Source organism: Amycolatopsis anabasis (assembly GCF_009765355.1).
Lineage (GTDB): Bacteria > Actinomycetota > Actinomycetes > Mycobacteriales > Pseudonocardiaceae > Amycolatopsis > Amycolatopsis anabasis.
The window spans coordinates 325,281-345,157 of the sequence record NZ_VTHK01000004.1 but is presented as its reverse complement, the minus strand read 5'-3'; the positions used below and the strand labels follow the sequence as shown (position 1 = coordinate 345,157).

General features: G+C 70.7%; 15 protein-coding genes and 1 tRNA gene. 8 read left to right on the top strand and 8 right to left on the bottom strand.

Translation table 11 applies throughout. The features are described 5' to 3' along the window. Positions 1-22: 22 nt before the first annotated feature. From otsB to FXO23_RS07805, 3 genes are all read right to left on the bottom strand, one after another. Positions 23-2,551 carry a trehalose-phosphatase gene (otsB, locus tag FXO23_RS07815; RefSeq protein WP_179956710.1) on the bottom strand — a complete coding sequence of 843 codons (2,529 nt, stop codon included), beginning with the start codon at positions 2,549-2,551 and terminating at the stop codon, positions 23-25. 70 nt (positions 2,552-2,621) lie between these two features. Further along, positions 2,622-4,061, bottom strand: coding sequence for an alpha,alpha-trehalose-phosphate synthase (UDP-forming) (locus FXO23_RS07810; protein ID WP_158882295.1), 1,440 nt, complete (start codon positions 4,059-4,061; stop codon positions 2,622-2,624). A gap of 79 nt (positions 4,062-4,140) precedes the next feature. Next, complete coding sequence (locus tag FXO23_RS07805) at positions 4,141-5,655, bottom strand: threonine/serine exporter family protein (protein ID WP_179956715.1); 1,515 nt, start codon at positions 5,653-5,655, stop codon at positions 4,141-4,143. Between the two features lie 194 nt (positions 5,656-5,849). On the opposite strand from FXO23_RS07805, the gene FXO23_RS07800 reads away from it, so the two are divergent. Further along, a tRNA-Thr gene (locus FXO23_RS07800) sits at positions 5,850-5,925 on the top strand. A 47-nt stretch (positions 5,926-5,972) separates the two neighbouring features. On the opposite strand, the gene FXO23_RS07795 is transcribed toward FXO23_RS07800, so the two are convergent. Then, a complete protein-coding gene (locus tag FXO23_RS07795) occupies positions 5,973-7,442 on the bottom strand; it encodes an MFS transporter (RefSeq protein WP_343034458.1) in 1,470 nt (489 codons plus the stop codon). 124 nt (positions 7,443-7,566) lie between these two features. Further along, entirely contained in the window at positions 7,567-7,965 is a 399-nt protein-coding gene (locus FXO23_RS07790) for a fibronectin type III domain-containing protein (protein ID WP_158882289.1), read from the bottom strand. Between the two features lie 487 nt (positions 7,966-8,452). Between FXO23_RS07790 and FXO23_RS52205 the strand changes: the two genes are divergently transcribed. Then, positions 8,453-9,526: a helix-turn-helix transcriptional regulator gene (locus FXO23_RS52205; RefSeq protein ID WP_281356483.1), complete on the top strand. Its 1,074-nt coding sequence runs from the start codon at positions 8,453-8,455 to the stop codon at positions 9,524-9,526. Between the two features lie 5 nt (positions 9,527-9,531). Further along, on the top strand, positions 9,532-11,229 hold the full coding sequence (locus tag FXO23_RS07780) for a copper resistance CopC/CopD family protein (RefSeq protein WP_158882285.1): 1,698 nt from the start codon (positions 9,532-9,534) through the stop codon (positions 11,227-11,229). A gap of 299 nt (positions 11,230-11,528) precedes the next feature. On the opposite strand, the gene FXO23_RS07775 is transcribed toward FXO23_RS07780, so the two are convergent. Then, positions 11,529-12,698 carry an acyl-CoA dehydrogenase family protein gene (locus tag FXO23_RS07775; protein WP_158882283.1) on the bottom strand — a complete coding sequence of 390 codons (1,170 nt, stop codon included), beginning with the start codon at positions 12,696-12,698 and terminating at the stop codon, positions 11,529-11,531. Then, positions 12,695-14,266 carry a type I 3-dehydroquinate dehydratase gene (locus FXO23_RS07770; RefSeq protein ID WP_158882281.1) on the bottom strand — a complete coding sequence of 524 codons (1,572 nt, stop codon included), beginning with the start codon at positions 14,264-14,266 and terminating at the stop codon, positions 12,695-12,697. Before FXO23_RS07770 ends, FXO23_RS07775 begins: the two co-directional genes overlap by 4 nt. Positions 14,267-14,286: 20 nt before the next feature. Between FXO23_RS07770 and FXO23_RS07765 the strand changes: the two genes are divergently transcribed. Next, positions 14,287-15,000 (top strand): nitroreductase, encoded by a 714-nt coding sequence (locus tag FXO23_RS07765; RefSeq protein ID WP_158882279.1) that lies wholly within the window; start codon positions 14,287-14,289, stop codon positions 14,998-15,000. On the opposite strand, the gene FXO23_RS07760 is transcribed toward FXO23_RS07765, so the two are convergent. After that, the gene (locus FXO23_RS07760; protein WP_158882277.1) at positions 14,970-16,460 is read right to left on the bottom strand and encodes an arsenate reductase/protein-tyrosine-phosphatase family protein; all 1,491 of its coding nucleotides are present in this window, start codon (positions 16,458-16,460) and stop codon (positions 14,970-14,972) included. The genes FXO23_RS07765 and FXO23_RS07760 overlap by 31 nt on opposite strands. Positions 16,461-16,763: 303 nt before the next feature. Here FXO23_RS07760 and FXO23_RS07755 point away from each other — a divergent pair, with 303 nt between their 5' ends. The 4 genes from FXO23_RS07755 to FXO23_RS07740 all read left to right on the top strand — a co-directional run bounded on the left by FXO23_RS07755 (position 16,764) and on the right by FXO23_RS07740 (position 19,807). Next, on the top strand, positions 16,764-17,198 hold the full coding sequence (locus FXO23_RS07755; RefSeq protein ID WP_158882275.1) for a hypothetical protein: 435 nt from the start codon (positions 16,764-16,766) through the stop codon (positions 17,196-17,198). Continuing rightward, the gene (locus FXO23_RS07750) at positions 17,198-17,611 is read left to right on the top strand and encodes a hypothetical protein (protein ID WP_158882273.1); all 414 of its coding nucleotides are present in this window, start codon (positions 17,198-17,200) and stop codon (positions 17,609-17,611) included. The genes FXO23_RS07755 and FXO23_RS07750 overlap by 1 nt, the downstream gene beginning before the upstream one ends. 42 nt (positions 17,612-17,653) lie before the next feature. Continuing rightward, a complete protein-coding gene (locus tag FXO23_RS07745) occupies positions 17,654-18,748 on the top strand; it encodes an LLM class flavin-dependent oxidoreductase (RefSeq protein ID WP_158882271.1) in 1,095 nt (364 codons plus the stop codon). 531 nt (positions 18,749-19,279) lie between these two features. Next, on the top strand, positions 19,280-19,807 hold the full coding sequence (locus FXO23_RS07740; RefSeq protein WP_158882269.1) for a hypothetical protein: 528 nt from the start codon (positions 19,280-19,282) through the stop codon (positions 19,805-19,807). Positions 19,808-19,877 lie beyond the last annotated feature (70 nt).

Sequence of the window (19,877 nt, the reverse complement as noted above, 5' to 3'; positions counted from 1 at the left end):
GTGCTTTCCACCCACCGGGGTGTCACTGGGAAAGCAGGTTCGCGCAGCGGATGAGGCCCAGGTGCGAGTATGCCTGCGGGTGGTTGCCCAGCGAGCGTTCGGCGATCGGGTCGTACTGTTCGGGCAGCAGGCCGGTCGGGCCCGCCGATTTGACCAGTTGTTCGAACAGTTCTTCCGCCTCGGTGCGGCGGCCGGTCAGCAGGTAGGACTCGACCAGCCAGGCCGCGCACAGGTGGAAGCCGCCTTCGCCGCCGGGCAGGCCGTCGTCGCGCCGGTAGCGGTAGACCGTGGAACCGCTGCGCAGTTCCGCCTCGATCGCGGTCACCGTCGACTGGAACCGGTGATCGCTCGGGTCGATCAGCCCGGCGAGGCCGACGAACAGCGACGCCGCGTCCAGATCGACGCCGTCGTAGGCGGTGGTGAACGCCTGCACCTCTTCGTTCCAGCCGTTCTCCAGCACGTCCGCGGCGATCTGGTCGCGCAGCCCGGCCCAGCCGGGCGGGATGTCGCGCTCGTAGACTTCGCCGAGCTTGATCGCCCGGTCGATGGTCACCCAGCACATCACCCGCGAGTACACCCGGTGGCGCGGCACGTGCCGCTCCTCCCAGATGCCGTGGTCCGGTTCGAACCAGCGCCGGGCCACCGCCTCGGCCATCGCGCGCACCAGCTGCCAGTCCTCGTCCCGCAGCTCGCCGCGCGCCTGGGCCAGCGCGACCACCAGCTCGACGACCGGGCCGAACACGTCCAGCTGCACCTGGTGGTTGGCCAGGTTGCCGACCCGCACCGGACGCGAACCCGCGTACCCCGGCAGCGAGTCGATCACCGCTTCGGCGCCGATCTGGGTGCCGGCGAGCGTGTACAGCGGGTGCAGCCGTTCCGGGCCGGCCAGGGTGGCGAGCACCCCGTGCAGCCACCGCAGGTAACCCTCGGCCTCGTCCAGCGAACCGAGCGCCACCAGCTCGCGCACGGTGAACGCCGCGTCGCGGACCCAGCAGTACCGGTAGTCCCAGTTGCGCACGCCGCCGATCTCCTCCGGCAGCGAGGTGGTGGCCGCCGCCAGCACGCCGCCGGTGTCGGTGTTCACCAGGCCGCGCAGGGTCAGCGCGGACCGGCCGACCAGATCGGTTTCGACCGGCGGCAGTTTCAGCGTGCTGGCCCAGTCGCTCCAGTACGCCCCCGCCCGCGCCCGGCGATCCACTTCGGACAGTTCGTGGCGGCCGAGATCGGTGGTGCCGCAGCGCAGCTCCAGCACCACCGGCTTCTCCGGGGCGGGTTGGACGAGCGCGGTCGCGGTGTCGTGCAGGCCGTCCGAGTTGATCTCCCACCGCACGCCGGGGGCGCGCAGCACGAACGGCTCCGAGGTGCCGAGCACGCGCAGGCCGTCGTCCTCGGGCAGCAGCCGGACCGGCACGCCGCCGAACTCCGGCCGCGGCGCGAAGGTCACCTCGGCGACCGCCTCACCGGAGATCACCCGGACCAGATCGGTGCGGTGCGCCGGGCTCTCCGGTTCCAGGTAGTCCGTGACCAGCAGCCGCGACCAGCGGGTCTCCACGGTCATCGTGTTCGGCAGGTACCGCTGGCCCAGCGGCAGGCCGTTGCGGTGCGGCCGGATGGTGAAGTGCCCGGCGCCGGGGCCGCCGAGCAGGTCGGCGAACACCGCGGGCGCGTCCGGGCCGGGGTGGCAGAGCCAGGTCAGCCGGGCGTCCGGGGTGAGCAGCGCGACCGAACGCTCGTTGGCCAGCATGGAGATCCGCTCGATCGGCGGAGCCTGCTCGCCGTACAGCCAGGTGCGGCGCTCCTCCAGCATGAACGCGAGCACGGTCGCCACGTCCACGGTGTCCGGAACCCGGTAGGCGGCAAGGGAATCACCGGTGCCGACCTTGATGCCGACGTCCGGACCGGACAGCCGCGCGAACGCCTTCTCGTCGGTGACGTCGTCGCCGAGGAAGATCGCCGCGGTCGCGCCGACCTGGTGGCGGAGGGTGTCCAGCGCGCGGCCCTTGTCGGTCTGGACGACCGCCAGCTCGACGACCTCCTTGCCGTCGGTGGTCGACACGCCTTCCCAAGTAGACGGTCCATTGTGGACGGTGGCGAGCACGCGCCGCCCGGCCTCGTGCTCGGCGCGCCGCACGTGCACCGCGATGCTGGCCGGTTTCACCTCCAGCGACACCCCGGGGACGTCGAGGACGAGCTCCTCCAGCTCGGCTTCCAGTCTGCGGTGCAGCTCGCGTGCCTTCGAGTCGAGCGCGTGCACGAAACCGATGTCGAACTCGGATCCGTGGCTGCCGACCAGGTGCACCTCGGCCGGAAGTCTGGACAGGGTGGCCAGGTCGCGCAGTGCGCGCCCGGAGATCACCGCGGTCGTCGTCTCGTGCAATCCGGCGAGCGAACGCAACGCGCCGACCGATTCGGGCAGCGGGCGGGCCTCGTCCGGATTGGACGTGATCGGAGCCAGCGTGCCGTCGTAGTCGCAGGCGACCAGCAGTCGCGGCGTGCGGGCGATCTGCACGATCGCGCGCCGCAGCTCGGCGGGCAGGGCCTCGGCGGTCAACACTCCTCCTCAGGAGCTTCAAGTATGGGTGGGTGTAAGGAAGAAGAACTCAGTTGTTCAGGGGAAATACTCAGGCGACCGGCTCGGTCCCGAGTGCTTCCAGGAACGAGCGCGCCCACCTGTCGACGTCATGCGTGAGGACCTGACGACGTAGGGCGCGCATCCTACGTCTTCCCTCGGCAGGGTCGAGCGTAATGGCTGCCAGCAGCGCGTTCTTCACCCCGTCGAGATCATGGGGATTTACCAAGAACGCACTGCTCAGTTCCGCCGCCGCACCGGCGAACTCGGACAGCACGAGCGCGCCGCCGAGATCGTGCCGGCACGCGACATACTCCTTGCACACCAGATTCATGCCGTCACGCAGCGGAGTCACCACCATGACGTCCGCCGCGGAGAAGAACGCGGCCAGCTCGGTCCGGTTCACCGACTGGTGCAGGTAGTGCACGACCGGGTGGCCCACCCGGGCGAACTCGCCGTTGATCCGGCCGACCATCTGCTCGATGTCGCCGCGCATGCGCTGGTAGTGCTCGACGCGTTCCCGGCTCGGCGTGGCGAGCTGGATGAACGTGACGTCTTCGGGCTGCACCCTGCCTTCCTGCAGGAGCTCGTGCAGGGCCTGCAGGCGCAGGTCGATGCCCTTGGTGTAGTCGAGGCGGTCGACGCCGAGCAGCACCGTGCGCGGGTTGCCGACGTCGGCGCGGATCTCGGCGGCCCGCTGGGTGACCTGCTTGCTGCGGGCGAGGGTGTCCAGCCCGGCGGCGTCGATCGAGATGGGGAACGCGCCCACCCGGACCGTCCGGTCGCCGACCTGCACCATGCCCGGCCGGGACCGCACGCCGACCGCGCCGCGGCTCGGCTCCAGGCCGATCAGCTGGCGGGCCAGCCAGAGGAAGTTCTGCGCGCCGCCGGGGCGGTGGAAGCCGACCAGATCGGCGCCGATCAGCCCGCGCACGATCTCGCTGCGCCACGGGAGCTGCATGAACAGCTCGACCGGCGGGAACGGGATGTGCAGGAAGAAGCCGATCCGCAGGTCGGGGCGCAGTTCGCGGAGCATGCTCGGGACCAGCTGGAGCTGGTAGTCCTGCACCCAGACGGTGGCGCCCTCGGCCGCGACCGTGGCGCTGGCCTCGGCGAACCGCCGGTTGACCTGGACGTAGCTCTCCCACCAGCCGCGGTCGAACACCGGGCGTTCCACCACGTCGTGGTAGAGCGGCCAGAGCGAGGCGTTGGAGAAGCCCTCGTAGTAGTCGCGGACCTCGTCCGAGGTGAGGGTGACCGGGTGCAGCACGAGGCCGTCGTCGTCGAACTCGTCGACCTCGACGTCCGGCACGCCGGGCCAGCCGACCCAGGCGCCCTTGCGGGACCGCAGGAAGGGCTCCAGGGCGGAGACGAGGCCACCGGGGCTCGCCGTCCAGCGCTGGGTGCCGTCCGCCGATCGGTCGAGGTCGACCGGCAGCCGGTTGGCCACCACGACGAAGTCCGCGGCGCTGGTCCGAGCTGGCTCACTCATCGGTTCGCTGCTCCCTCGCTCATCGGGCGTCGCCCGATACGAACATTATCGGTTGGCGTGCGGGAGCAAGATCACCTGGCTACTCGAGCCGGCGGCGGGACGGGCGCAGCGGCCCGGCCATCCGCGGGCCGGCGAATCTCCGCTCCAGCCGGCCGAGTCCGGTTCGCACCGGTTGAGCGAGGTATTCACCGAGCACCACGCCCGCGGCCAGCGCCAGCCCGATCGCGACGGCACTCATCAGCGTGGAGAAGTTGCCGAACGACTCCACCGCGATCTGGTACAGCCCACGGTAGGTGGACAGACCGGGCAACAGCGGGGTGATTCCGGACACCGCGACGACCAGCGGGGTCACCTTGAGCCGGCGGGCCAGCACGCCGCCGCCCAACCCGACCAGGGTCGCCGCCACCGCGGACGAGCTGATCCCGTCGAAGTCGGAGATCATCAGCGAGCCGTAGACGGCCGCCCCGATCGCCCCGGCGGCGGCCGCGACGAGCATCGACCGCAGCGTCGAGTAGCTGGCCAGGGCGAAGCAGGCGGCCGCGCCCGCGCCCGCGACGACCATGATCGGCAGCGCCTGGGGGTTGTACGGCGGCGCCTCCGGGGTGACCTGCGGCAGGCCGACCTGGGTCGCGACCTTCAGCGCCAGCGCCACCCCGGCGATCAGCCCGGCACTCATCAGGGCGGTCTCCATGGTCCGCCCGGCCGCGGTGACGTTGTACCCGGTGATCGCGTCCTGCACCGCGGACACCGTGGACAAACCGGACAGCAGCACGGTGATCGCCGCGGCGACCACGAGCGTCGGTTTGTCGGTGGTGAGCAGATCGCTGCTCACGATGAGGATCGCGGACAGGGTCGCCACCAGGCCGCCGACCACCTGCTGGAAGAAGAACGGCAGCGCGTACCGGTTGAGCAGGCGGCCGATCCGGTCGATCACCGCGCTGATGACCAGCGCGACCAGGGCCACGTCCACCCCGCCGCCGATGATCAGGGTGATGAAGAAGGCCATCCCGCCCCAGGCGAGGGTGGCGACCCAGCGGGGGTAGGGGTGCGGGGCGGTGGTGATCCGCTGCAGTTCGGAGTACGCCTCCTCGGCGCTGATGTTGCCGCGGGTGATCTGCTGGACCAGCATCTCGGTGGCGGACAGGCGGGTGTAGTCCAGGCTGCGGGAACGCACCACGCGCAGCGCCGACACCGGGTTCATGTCGGTGCCGCGGTGGCAGGTGACGGTGATGGACGTGAAGATGACGTCGACCTCGCAGTGCGGCAGGCCGAGCGCGTTGGTGATCGCGATGATGGTCGCGGTGACGTCGGAAGCGCCCGCGCCACTGGACATCTGCACCTCGCCGATGCGCAGCGCGAGGTCGAGGACGAAGTTGACGGTGGAGTCGTCGGGCAGCGCCGGGCCGACCGCCGTGTCGCTGTCCACCGCCGGCTGCTCGCCGGTCGGCGCCTCCAGGATGTGCCACGCCCGCCGGCGCGGTTCGTTCCCGCGGCGCCGCTTCTTCTCCCCGCTGTGCTCGTCGGCCGGAGCCTCCAGGATCTGCCAGGCGCGCCTGCGGTTCGCGGGCCCCTTCGCGCGCTGGTTGATCTTCACGTCGTCCACCTCCTCACCGGTTTCCCGGGAGACCATCGACGTCACCTCTCCGACCGTTGCATGTTCGAAACAGTGGCGTCCACCACTCTCTCGATCAAGGTATGGCGGAGGCTGTCGGCCCGCGACCCAAGCGGCCATTGCTACGATGGCCCCGCCTCCCGCCGACCTGCGAAGATCGGCACACGGGGCGGCATGCCGGTTTAGCTCAGTTGGTAGAGCATCTGTCTTGTAAACAGAAGGTCAGGGGTTCGAGCCCCCTAGCCGGCTCCACAAGCAGGGTCGTGAGTGTTCGGACCGGTTAGAACCGGTCCGCACACTCACGACCTCTCGGTGCGCAGCGGGGTTTCCTTGATCAGGAGCATCGAGACGAGGGTGACCACCGTGATGCAGCAGGTGATCAGGAAGAGCAGGCCGATCGCGTCCCCGTAGGCCGCGGGCAGGCTCGTCCCCGCCTCGGCGAGGTGCCCGGCCAGCACGGTGCCGAGCACCGAGATACCGGCCGAGCCGCCGAGGTGGCGGAAGAACGGGATCGCCGAGGTCGCCGTGCCCAGGTCCGCCATGCCGACGGTGTTCTGGGCGACCAGCACCAGGTTCTGCGTCAGGCCGCCGAGACCGAGCCCCGTCAGGCCGAGGAACAGGCCCACCCAGGCGAGATCCGTGGTGTGGTCGATGGTGCTCAGCAGCCCGAGGCCGGCGAGCAGCACCACGGTTCCGCCGACCAGCCACGGCTTGGCCTTGCCGGTTCGGGCGATGACCCGACCGGCGAGGGTCGACGAGAGGACCGTGCCGGCGACCAGCGGGGCCGTCATCAGGCCGGTGCGCGTGGGCGAGAAGCCGCGGGCGATCTGGAGATACGGTCCGAGGAACACCGCGCCCGCGAGCATCGCGGTGCCGACCGTGAACGAGCCCAGCACGGACAGGGCGAAGGTGCGTTCCCGGAACAGGCGCAGCGGCACCACCGGCTCGCGCGCCTTCCGTTCGACGAGCACCGCCAGGGCCAGCGCGACCGCGGCGCCGCCGAGGTGGCACGCGGACGGCCAGGACAGCCAGCCGAACCGCTTGCCCGCCAGGGAAACCCAGACCAGCGACAGCGTCGCGCCGCCGACCAGCAGGACGGCGCCCAGCCAGTCGATCTTGACCTCGCGGCGCGCGATCGGCAGGCGCAGGGTCCTGCCGAGCACGAGGAAGGCCAGCGCCGCGATCGGCACGCAGCCCCAGAAACACCATCGCCAGCCCAGCGGGGAGTCGACGACCAAGCCGCCGATGAGCGGGCCGGACACCGTGCCGGCCGCGGCGGTCGCGCTGAGGTAGCCGGCGTAGCGTCCCCGGTCCCGCGGCGGGATCAGGGCCCCGAGCACCACCTGCACCAGCGCCTGCAACCCGCCGATGCCGATGCCTTGCAGCGCGCGGAGGGTGATCAGCTCGTCCATCGAGCGCGCGGCTCCGGCGAGCGCCGAACCGGCGGTGAAGAGGACGATGGCCAGCTGGTAGAGCAGTTTCTTGCTGAACAGGTCGGCCAGTTTGCCCCAGATCGGGGTCGTCGCCGTCGCGGCGAGCAGCGCCGCGGTGACCACCCAGGCGAACTGGCCCGGGGTGCCGTCGAGGTCGGTGAGGATGGACGGCAGCGCGTTGGCGACGGCCGTCAGGGACAGCACGCTCGCCAGCAGGGCCAGCAGGAGCCCGGGCAGCGCCCGCGCCGCCCGGTGGGGCTCGGGCGCCGCGAACTCGCCACCCGGCTTTGAATCGATTTCACATTTCCCGTGGAACGGGGAAAGAATGGGAATCAAGAATGGGAACCGGTCGTGTGAATCGGGACCGGCTTTGCCGGGCGGCATTCTGGGCCTCGGCCGCGGCCCAGAATGCCGCCGGCCGCGCCGGCGGTTGTGGTCACCAGGGCTGCCGAAACACTTCCTAGACCACTGTCACTCGCACTGGATTGCTCGGCGCGGAGCGATTGCCCGCCTCGTCGAACGCCACGATCGTGATCGTGTAGGTGTGGCCGCGCACAACATGGTCGAACTGGAGCAGATCGTAAACGCGCAGGATCCGCTGCTGTTCGAGGTCCCGCCGCGCCTGCGAGCCGTCCACCCGGATGCTGTACCAGTCGATCGCGCCGGAATCGTCAGTGGACGGGTTCCAGGTGAGGACGGGTTGGCCGCCGAACGAGCCGACCGTCCGGAGCTCGGTCGGCGGTGTGGGCGGGTTGACGTCGGTGGTCGCCGACGCGGTGGGCGCGGCGGCCAGTCCGATCGCCAGCGGGGCGGCCACCAGCGTGCTGATCACGGCCCGGCGTTTGCGTTGGGAATCCATGCACCTTCCTCCTCGGTCTGTTGGGACAGCCCCCATTGGCTGACACGAAGTCGATCGCCGCCGGGTTCAACAAGGCGATCTCGCTGTGGGGAACCGGAGTTCGGGCGCCGCGGCGGCACCCGTCGCCGAATATTACGGCGCGGGGAAGGGGTTTCTACGCCACTTGGTCTAGACCAACCTGTCATGTGATGTGGCACGATTATACCCAGCTTGAAGGCTGTCGAGGGCCGCCAAGCAAGCTGGAAACCGACGTCGCCCGGACCCCTGCATTGCCACCGGCGACGCCGGTTCGGTATTTATTCCTGGACCGAGGTGTGCCATGGCTGTGCATCAGCCTTTGCGCGTTGTCCTGCAGCATGAGAATCGATTGCTCCGCGAGTTGCTGGCCGAGCATCTGTTACGCCAGCCGGGTATCAATCTCGTGGGTACCGCCCCTTCCGGACCAGAGCTGATCCGGCTCTGCAATCTTCGAAAGCCGTCGGTCGCCGTGTTCGAAGCGGACGCGACGCGGTGGAGCAATGAGCGTCTGGTCGAGCGGCTCCGCCAGTCCGACCGCCGGATCCGCATGATCGGGGTGCACGCTTCGCTGCCGATGGCGTACGTCCTGCGCGCCTACAACTCGGGGGTGAGCGCCCTGGTTTCCTACACCAGCGGGCTGGAAGCGCTGTTCCACACCGTCCGGGCGGCGGCGCTGCCGGTCGAGGCGGCACGCACGCAGCGGGACGTCCTGACCGAACGGGAGCAGCAGGTGCTGTACCTGATCAGCGCCGGCTATTCGCCCAAGGAGATCGCGTACGAACTCGGGATCAGCCAGCACACGGTGGAGAACCACAAACAGCGGATCTTCACCAAGCTGGAGGTGCACAACCAGGCCCACGCGGCGGCCAGCGCGGTGCGGCTCAGCCTGTTGCCCACCACGGCCCCGGTGGCGGCCGTGGCCGGGCGGCGTTCCGGGGCGAGCGTGGTGCTGCTCGACCCGACCGGCGCGCACACCGATCGCGTGCGGGCGATCCTGGACGAGCATTGCGTTCCGGTGCTCACCGGGGAAGCGAGTTCGCCCGGCGACCACGAGCAGCCGGGGCCGGTCACCGTCCTGATCAACGAGGCGGACGCGGACTGGAAAGCCGGCTCCGGGCGGCCGGGCGAACTGGTCGTGGTGGCCGGCGGGGAGCCCAGCCACCAGGAGATCGCCGTCGCGCTGGCCCGCGGCGTCACGATCATTCCGGCGGCCAGGATCGACGACCTGCTCGCCGCCGCGGTCCTCGCCGCGAGTCAGGGCTATCTCCTGGTGAACATGAACCAGGTCCAGGCGCTGGCCGGCCCGTCGCGGCCGACGCTGGACGGCGGCTGGCAGCGTTGGAAGCTCGCGCTGACCCCGCGGGAAAAGGAGATCCTCACCTCGATCGGCAACGGCCGCACCACGAAACAGACCGCGCGGGAACTCGGGATCTCCGTGCGCACCGTGGAAAACCTGCAGAGCAACCTGTTCCGCAAGCTCCGGGTGCACAGCCGGGCGGCGGCGATCGCGGCGGCCCGCGATCTCGGCCTCATCGAGGACTGAGGCAGGTGCTCATCCGGTTGCCCCGCCCGGGGCGCGTGCTGGTGGTCGCCGCGCTGGCTTGCGGTGTGCTCGTCTGGCAGGCGCCGCGAGCCGCCGCCCACGCCGAACTGGTGGAGACCGCCCCGGCCAACGGCGCACAGCTCGCGACGTCGCCCCGGGAAGTGGTGCTGCGCTTCAGCGAGACGGTTTCCCCGGTGCGGGACGGCTTCCGCGTGCTCGACGAACGGGGTGCGGCCCTCCTCCAGAGCACCGCCGAAGGGGTGCCCGGGGACCGCACGCGGGTGCGCGTGCCCCTGCCGGAATCCCTCGGCGACGGGGTCTACGCCGTGACGTGGCGCGTGGTCTCCGCCGACTCCCACCCGATACACGGGGCCTTCGTGTTCAGCGTCGGTGCGGCCCGGGCCGCACCGCTCGCCGACTCCGGCGCGCGGGCGGGCGCGGACGCCGCCGTGGGATTCGCGTTCTGGCTTTCCCGGATCACCGGCTTCGCCGGGCTGGCGATGGTGGTCGGCGGGGTCGGTTTCGTCCTCGTGTGCTGGCCCGCCGGGCGGGCGGATCGGCGGCTGCGCCTGCTGATCCGCACCGGGTGGATCGCGTCGGTGGCCTCCGCGCTGGCGGCCTTCCTCTTGCAGGGCCCCAACATGGCCGGATCGTCGCTGGCGGACGCCGTGGACCCGGCACTGCTGTACGACACCCTGGGCACCGGTTACGGGCTCGGCGTGCTCGCGCGGATCCTGCTGCTCGGGCTGGCCGGGGTGGCCCTGGCCCGATCGCGTACCGAGGTGGCGGATCCGCTGCCGCGCAAGGAGATCGTCCTCGCCGCGGGCCTTGCCGTCGCGCTGGCGGTGAGCTGGAGCGCGACCGGCCACGCGGCCGCGGGCGCGGCCGTGGCCGGTGCGATCGCCCTCGATTCCGCGCACCTGCTGGCCATGTCGGTGTGGCTCGGCGGACTCGCCTGCCTGGTCACCTGCGTGCTGCGCGGCCGCGGAATCCCGCACCGCACGGCGATCCGGGTCGTGCCGCGGTTTTCCCGCGTCGCCGCGGTCGCGGTGGCGGTCCTCGCGGCCACCGGGTTCGCGCAGGCGTGGCGCGAACTCGCGGCCGCGGGCGGGCTGTCCGGGAACCGGTACTTCTCGGTGCTGGTCTTCAAGGTCGGCGCGTTCGGGTTGCTGCTCTGCCTGGCGGCGCTGTCCCGATCGGTGGTCCGGAACCGGCTGGCCGGGGGCAAGACCGGCGGGGCCACACCGCGGTCGTTGCGGCGATCCGTGCGGTGGGAGGCGCTCATCGGTGTGGTGGTGCTCGGCCTCACCGCGGTGCTCGTGGCGACCCCGCCGGGCGGGCACGATCACGGTCCCAGCGCCGCCGCCCTCCCCGCGGGGCCGTTCCTCGGCGCGCCTTCCCTGGGCGGGAACGGCGACGTGCAGGTGTGGGTCGCCCCCGCCCGCGTCGGCCCGAACCAGATCGTGCTGAACGTCCGGGACGCGCGCGGGATCAACCGGGACGTGCCCGAGGTGACCGCGCGACTGCACCTGCCCTCGGCGGGCATCGGCCCGCTGCCGGTCCCGCTGACCCGGACGGGCCCCGGCCAGTTCGTCGCCGGCGCGGTGACCGTGCCGGTCGCGGGTACCTGGCGGCTCGAGATCGGGGTGCGCGCCACGGAGTTCGATCAGACCATTGTGGACAGTCAGGTTCCGGTGCGCTGACGGGTGCGCGACGGGGAGAACAGGGTCTGGAACAAAAGGGGGCGTCGACTCCTGTTCCCCCCGGCGCCGTGTGCGGCGGAACGTCTCCGCGCCCGCGCTACGAGGTTCCAGGGGGGTGACCCGCGTCAGCCCCACCACACCCGTACGGGCGCGCCCTGGTCCTGACGCGGGTGAACCTCGTGCCGGGACGGATGCCGCCCGCCGCATACGACCTACGGGGTATGGCCGGAAGTTACGTCATCGTCACGACCCCGGGACATGCGCAGAATCTCCTAGGAGTGCGCGGTCTACTTAGGTACTCACCGGTGGAACGCGGGGTCGAAGGGCTGGCCCAGCGCGGCGCGGCCGACCGTGGCGAGCAGGCGGTCCTCGTTGTCGTGGCACACGTAGAACGACAGGTCGCGCAGCAGCCGTTCGACCGCGCTCGGGCGGATCAGGCAGCGCGCGCCGCACACCCGCACGCAGTGGTGCACGGTTTCCAGGGCCGCCCGTTCGATCACGTACCACGCCTGGGTGCCGGCGAGACCCGCTTTCTCCTTGTCGCCCCGATCCCACAGGCCCGCCACGTGTTTCAGCCACAGGTGGCCGGTCTCCACCGCGAGGGCCATGGCGCCGATTCGGTGCTGCACATAGGGATCGCCGCCCTTCTCCTGGCGCAGGACGTACTCCGCCGCGTAGTCGTGGGCCGCTTCGGCGGCGCCGAGGAAACTCGCGGCGTAGTGCGGGACGAAGGCCGTCTGCCACCCCTGGCTCAGGTAGTCGCCGGGCTGGCCGATCCGCTGCGCGTCCGGGATGTACGTGTCGTCGAAGCGGAGCAGATGGCTTGCCGTGGCGCGCATGCCGATCGGATCCCACCACGAGTCGTCCACCGAGATGGAGGGATCGTCCAGGCGGCAGGCGAGCATCAGCACCTCGGCGTCCGGTCCGGCGTGCCGGGCCCCGCCCGGCCCGGCCGGGTCGATCAGCAGGATCGCCCAGTCCGCGCCGGTGGCGCCGGTGGCGAACACCTTGCTCCCGTTCACCACCCAGCCGTCGCCGCGGCGCCGGATCGTGGTGCCGAAGCGGCGCCGCTCGCCCGGTTTGACCGCCCGGGGCTCCCCGCTCCAGACGACCCACTTCTCGCCGCTCCGCACGACGCCGTCGAACCACCGCGACCGCTGCGCCTCGGTGCCGAGGGCGTCGATGAGCAGCAGGGAGTTGGCGTGGCCCTCCCAGCAGCGGGCGAGGGAGAGGTCCGCCGACGCGAGTTCCTTGGTCATCATCCAGAGCGCGTGGGTTTCGCCCTGCAGCGGGCCGATGCCCATGCCGCCGTACTCTTCCGGCACCGTCGGCGCGTGCAGTCCGGCGGCGAAGAGGTCCTCGAAATCCCGTGCCGGGAAGGTGGCGGTGCGGTCGTATTCCGCGGCGCGCTGGGCGAAGGCGCCGGTCAGCATCGAGAGGTCCGCGCGGTAGTCGGTGTGGATGGTCATCGGGCACGCTCCCAGGGGGAAGGAATGGGGGTTCGGTTCGGTGTCGCGTTCGGCTGGACGCGGCCGTCCACCGAGGTCACGGCCGGCATGGACCGGCCCGTCATCAGGCGGAACTGCCGGGACACCTCGATGAGCAGCACTTCCCAGCCGTTGACCAGGCGGATCCGCCGTTTGCGCGCGGCGGCGGAGAGCGCGGTTTCCCGCGTGCCGTAGGGCAGGTCCACGACCACGGCGTCCTCGGCGATCCGGCCGAGCGGGAAGGGCGGCTCGTCGAACGCGGGGGTGGCGTGCACGATGAGCGAGTAGTCCTCCGGCGAGAACCGGGACAGCGGCACGTAGCCGAGTCCGAGCAGCGTCGCCGCGAACCGGCCGCGCGCCTGGCCCCGGTTGACCAGGGTGGGCGACGCGCCCGCGCGCAGCAGCCCGATCGCGGCGCCTCGTCCCGCGCCACCGCAGCCGACCACCGCGGCCTTCCTCCCGCGCAGCGGTATCCCGGCCCGTTTCAGTGCCCCGACCACACCGGCGGGATCGGTGGTGTGCGCCCGCCAGCTCGCTTCCTGCCGGACCAGGAGGTTGGCGGCGCCGGCCTCGGCGGCCGTGGTGCTCGCCGTGCTCGCGATGCTCAACGCTTCCTCCTTGAACGGCGCGACCACGGTCGCGCCGCCGAACGGCAGGCCGAGCCGCTCGTATCCGGTGTTCATCGCCGCCCAGGAACGGGCGAACGCGCCGGTCGGCATCGGCAGGAACAGCGCGGGCAGGCCGAGCGCCTGGTAGGCCGAGTTGTGCAACCGGGGTGAGAGCGAGCCGAAGACGGATCGGCCGACGATGCCGAACAGGCGCTCGATCCGGGGCAGCGCCGGGAACGGGTAGTCCCGCAGCAGGCGCTCGATCGAGGGCAGGCCGCGCGCGCTTTCCCGGCCGAGCCGACCGAACACCACGGGCGCGCCGAACCACGGTGCGAGCAGCCGGCCGCTGACGCCGAACTCCCCGTCGCCGAACGCGGTGACGTCCGCGCGGTCGAGCAACTCCAGCATGCGCAGTGGCGCGATGGCCTGCTCGACGGATTTCACCACCGGCGCCAGCAGGTACAGGCGCGCCGGGGTGGCGGACATCCGCCGGAAGACGCCGAGCAGACCGGCGAGGTCCTCGGGCCAGCCGTGCCAGGAGATCCGGCGGCGATGGGCCGGTACGGCGGCGAGCAGTTCCCGGGTCAGGTCCTGGTCCACGTCGAGGTCGACCACGTCGTAGCTCCGCGCGGCGGCGAGCAGGCGCCGCCGGCGTTCCGGCGAGCCGCCCGAGAACGCGCCGCCCGTCCCGACGGGCCGGAGGCTGTAGACGAGCTCTCCGCCGAACCGGTCGCGGAGCGCGGCGGGATCCGGATCGCCCACCAGATCGGCGCGAATTTCCAAGCCGCTGACCGATTTCGGCAGCGCGCGCAGTTCCTGCGCGGTGCATTGATCGGCGGCCGTGCAGATCGCCGTGACCGAACATCGTCGCGCGGCGGAGCCGGTCGGTCCGCGGGCACCGGAAGTCTGCTCAATCGGTCGAGTTCTGGACAGCTGGTTCATCGCGGCGACAATCCCTTGCTATGGAAGGCGTTACCTGGACTGGCTTCTCCGCCGTCCTGCGAGCTAGGCAGAGCAAGCGGTGTTTCCTGGACCGGCCGGTCTCGCGCCGGGTGCTGGAGAAGGTGCTGCGCGCCGCGGCGCACGCGCCATCGACGCGCAACGGTCAGCCGTGGCAGGTGGCGGTCGTTTCGGGGAGTTCCCGGGACGCGCTCGCCCGGCGGCTGTGCGCGGACTTCGACCACGGCCTCGAGCCGAAGCCCGACTACCCGAACCGCCCGGCGCGGCCCGACGAGACGACCGCGGCCCGTGCGCGGGAGGCGGGGGCGGGAGTCTTGCGGGCCAAGGGAATCGCCCGGGAAGACCGGGCCGCCCGGCGGACGCACGTCCGGGACAACCTCCGGTTCTACGGCGCCCCGGTCGAGATGATCTTCCACCTGCCCGCGGACGCCCCGCCGGGACTGTTCCTGGAAATGGGCCTGTTCCTGGAAAACGTCATGCTCGCCTTGGTCGCCTGCGGCCTCGGCAGTTGCCCGCAGTACAGCGTCGCCGGGCACGCGGACAGCATCCGGGACGAGCTCGGCCTCGGCGCGGACCGGCTGATCGTCTGCGGACTCGCGGTGGGATACCCGGACGAGTCGATGGCGGTGAACCGGTTCCGGCCGCGCCGCGCGGTGCCCGCGGAGTACGTGCAATGGCATGGCCGTCAACCTCCGGAGACCGGGAGCGCCGGGTAGCAGGCGAGCGACTCGCGCACCCGGCGCCGGACCAGCTCCCGGATCCGGCGGGCGCAGTCCGCATAGGACACTCGCGAACCGGTCGGCTCGCGGACGTCCTCGCCGGGGTCCAGGCAGACGATCCGGTCGCTCAGCTCGGGCGCCATCGCCACCGCGGCCGCGCGGTGCGCTCGCGTCATGCAGTAGACGGTGGTGCTCTCCGCGCACATTCGCCGGGTGAGCGGGCGCGCGGAGTGCGCCGGGACCGGAATGTCCAGCTCCCGCAGGGCTTCGGCGGCTCGAGGCGAGACACCGCCGCCGGGATCGGCCACCGACACGCCCGCGCTGCGCACCGCCCAGCCGCGGACCCCGGCCCCGGCGAGTTCGGCCCTGGCGACCGCCGCGGCCATCGGGGACCGGACGGCGTTGCCCCCGCAGACGAACAGCAGCACGCGCTCGCGTGTGGTTGATGCGGCCAGCTTGGCGCGAATCGCCGGGTAGGCCAGCGAGAACGCGGCGAGGATGACGCATCCGGCCGCGGCGAACTGGGCCGCGCTCGGTGGCGCGGTGCCGTAGCTCGCCGTCAGCGCGAACGAGGCGGCCACGCCGGCCAGCAGGCTGGAGCACACGTGCACCGGCATGCAGAAGGAGTATTCCCGCCGGTCGAGGAAGATCAGCGTGGTGAACACGAAGAGTCCCTCGTAGCACACGCCGATCGCGAACGCGGGCAGCGCGGCGGGGGTGGCCAGGAAGGTGCTGAAGCCGTCGCGAAGCGCCTGCATCGTGGCCCCCTGCCCGATCAGGGCGGGCAGCGCGAGCAGGGCCAGCAGGAGCACCGGCGTGGTCATGTGCTCCTCGACGAAGTAGCGGCGATCGCGCGCCAGGTCACCGGTCTTCGCGTGCCTGCTCATGATGAGGAAGCGGCCGGTGTAACCCGCCAGGTAGCCGGACAGGCTGGCCACCGCGCCGAGGGTGAGCAGGTAGTTGTCCACATCGGACAGTGCCACCACCGCGGACAGCGCGCTGAACCCGAGGGCCACCAGGGAGTACCGGTGGATCTTCCGGCGCCGCACCAGGTCCACCGACGGCGAGAGCACCAGCGTCTCGATCCGCATCAGCACGAGCATGAGCAGGATCGACACCCCGGGGAAGGTGAAGTTGAGCGTGGTGGTGCCCACGATCAACGCCATCCAGAACGCCGACATCGCGGTCTCCCGGCCGGGCCACGGCAGGCTCAGCCCGCGCCAGGATCGGCGGCGCGCGTATTTCCACCAGCGCAGCGCGGTGAGGGTCACCGGCATCGCGCACAGCATGCCGAGGGCGGCCGCGGGCAGCAGCACCACGCCGCCGATCGGCCCGTGCGTGACCGGGAACAGCCCGCTGGACATGGCCTTCGCCAGGGCGCTGTAGGGGACGTACCAAAGGAAGTAGGCGATACCGAGACCGAGCATGCCGATTCCGGCTCGACGTACGCGCGTCAAGTGTTCCTCCTCCACTTGCAGGGAATGGGGAGTGGCAACGCGCGGTCCGTGTTCACCCCGATCACGTACTCGCGATCATGTTCAGTTGCCGGCCTGGACGCGGTAGTGGACGGCCGGGTTGACGGGAAGTATGACTATTTAGTCGAAAAGTCACAAGCGGGCTCTGTCAAGTGGCCGGTGCCGATCTCCCGTTTCCGGTGGCCCGGGCGTTGGGCGTACTTAGGTGGCGCGTCTTTCGCCTAGGGGAAAGACGCCATGTCCCGCGGTGGACGGATGTCGCAGACTCTCCGCAGAGGTAGATAGATGGAAACTTTCGGTTTTTTGCGGGAAGAGGACCGGCTCCCGGAGGGCGTCGCGGCGCCGGGCGGTGCGCTCGACGTCGCGCCCCTGCTGGGCACCTGGTTCGCCACGGATCACCACGCGACCGGCGTGCTGCGGATCACGCTGAGCCGGCGCGATGGTGCGCTCGTCATCCGAACCTTCGGCGCGGATTCCACCGGATCCCAGGACTGGGGCGAGACCGCGGCCACGGTGTACGGAGCGACGGTGACGGCCACCGAGGCGATGGCGTTCACCGCCGCCTACGACTTCGGTTTCCTGCACACGATTCTGGCCGCCTACGCGAAACAGGGCATTCTCGTGCTCGACACCTTCAACACCTTCGCCGACGCCAGCGGCCGGTCGAACTATTTCAGCCGCGAGTTCTTCTACCGGCCCAGTGGAGGTGCCGGAGGTTGATGGCGACACGGTTCAAGGATCGCCCGCGCAGCGGGCGCCTCGTGCCGCCCGGCCGTGCCCCGGACCTCCGGCCGCTGCTCGGCGAATGGGTCGGCTACGACGAACGATCGACCGGCATCAGCCGGATCGTGATCGGCGATCGCGGAGCAGCCCTTTCGATCGGGGTGTTCGGGGCGGACCGGCCGGAACCCCGTTACTGGGGCGAGGTCGCGGGCGCCGCGTTCAGCTCCGGGGTGGACACCGCCGAGGCCGTCGGCTTCCGCGCGAACTACCGGTTCGACTTCGCGACCGTGTTGCTCGCCGGATACCTCAACCAGCGCCTGCTCGTGGTGGACGCGTACTCGGTCTTCACCGATTCCAGCGGACGCAGCGGTTACTTCCAGCGCGACCACTTCTACTTGCCCAGAACCTGATCCGGATTCCGGCGGGGAAGGGCCAGACAAAGGGGATTGACCATGCTCGAGCCAGCCAAGCCGATGCGTTTTCACTGGAGCGTGCCGGGAACCGGCGCGGCCGACGCCACCCGGGGCGCTCAGGACCGGCGGGACATCGATCCGATGGCCGATCTCGACGCCCAGCTCGAGCTCTGCCGGCTGGCGGACCGCGGCGGCATCGATCAGCTGCTCCTGCCGATCGGGTTCCACCGGGCGGATCCGATCACGCTGGCCACCCACTTCGCGACGGCGACCCGGCGCGTGCGGTTCATGGTCGCGGTGCGGCCGGGGATCATCTCGCCGACCTACCTCGTCCAGCAGGTGAACACGGTGTCCACATTGACCGGTGGCCGCGTCGCGATCAACGTCGTCGCCGGGTACTCCTCGCAGGAGCTGCGCTCCTACGGCGACTTCCGTTCGCACGACGACCGGTTCGGCTACAGCGACGAGTTCTGGACCGTCTGCCGTGCCTTGTGGAACGGCGAGGATCCGGTCGACTTCCACGGCAGGTACCTGCGGGTCGAAGGCGCCCGGGTCAAGGTTCCCTTCGCCGCCGGGGCCCGGCGCGGCCCGGAGCTGTTCTTCGGCGGGAGTTCGGAGCTGGCGGCCGGGCTGGCGGTGAAGCACGGCGATGCGTTGCTGCGCATCGGCGGCACGCCGGAGGAGATCGCGCCGCGGATCCAGCCGGTGCTGGCCGCGGGCCGGGAGGCCGGCCTGCTGTTCTCGATCATCGCCCGGCCCTCCCGCGACGAGGCGATCGAGGCGGGGCGGGCGCTGATCGAATCCGCGGGGGCGCGGGCGCGGCGGGTGCAGGACCGGTTCCGTAAGGAGAGCGCCGAGTCGATCGGCTTCACCACCACCTACACCCTGGGCGCCGGTGCGGCGGACTGGCCGAAACCGTATCTGTGGCTCGGCGCCATTCCGTTCCTCGGCCCGAACGCGCTGGCGCTGGTCGGCACCCCGGACGGGATCACCGACGCCCTCTTCGAGTACCGCCGGATCGGGGTCACCCAGTTCCTCTTCCACGGCAGACCGGACATCGAAAGCCTGCCGTACTTCTGCGCGGAGATCCTGCCGCGAGTGCGCGAACGCGAGCAGGCCATGGCTTCGCTCTGAGCGCCTGTCGTTGGTTCCGGTCGTGTAGGCGGTCTTTGCCACGTTGACCCCGATCGGCGACCGGTTGCCGACCCCGATCCGGTCCGTGCGGGCGGCACCTTGGTGGGAAAGTGCCGCCGAGTACGCGAAAGTGCGCGCGTTTTCGGTGGCCGGTTGGAACCGGACCAGACACTCACGACCCCAGCATCCGGTTCCTTCTCCCACGGGCGCGTCCTCCGGGGCGCGGGGATGGCGGGTTACCCCGGAGTAGACCGTTCAGCCTAGCGAAATATCCGTTCGCCGCACTCGGGTGACGCTTAGCTGTCGCGCACTCTTAGGGGGTTTTGCCCTCTTCCCTTATCGCGAAATCAACTTACGCTTGAGTTCTGCCGACGGCAGTCCCCAAGCGGAGAGCGCATAGCCTCCGCCAGCTACGGGCAGCTAGGTGGGTTCACCATGTTCCGGGTTTTCCGATGGCGGTGTCAAGACAGGTCGCCGCCGTCTCATCGTGTTGTCCAAAGGCGAGTCGGGAGTCGCCACAAAATGGTTGTCGTGGTGATTCTGGCCGCGGTCGCGGTCGGATTGTTCGGGGTGGGCAGGCTGGTCGCCGTGCTGCGCGCCCCGCCCCGGGCCGTCGTCGGCGCCGAGGCGACGCACGACGGCGTCAACGTGCGCGTCACGGCGGCCAGCTGGACCGGAATGGACCACGATATGTCCGGTACGGCCCCCGGATACACCATGCCACCGGCGATGATGCCCGGTATGCCCGCTGCGGGAGAGCAGCGGCTCGCGGTCACCGTCACGGTGGTCAACACCAGCGACGAGACTCGTCCCGTGCGGCCGGCTCGCGAATTCACCTTGCGGGCGGCCACGGGAGAAAAAGGATGGGAACCCCATTCGCACACGTTCGGCGAACTACCCCGGCTCGCCGCGCACAACGCGCTGGCCGGAACCCTTTTCTTCGACCTGCCACCCGCCGATCTGAATGGTTCACCCGCTTGGATCGAATGGAACCACGAAGGAGTCGTCAGCAGATTGTCCGTTCCGTTCAACGGAGCCGTGCATTCGCCGCACCGGTAACAGCCGATGAATGATTCTTCGTACCGGCCATCGGGCCGGCGCGGTAGTGCTGTGCGAAAAGAGGATAACG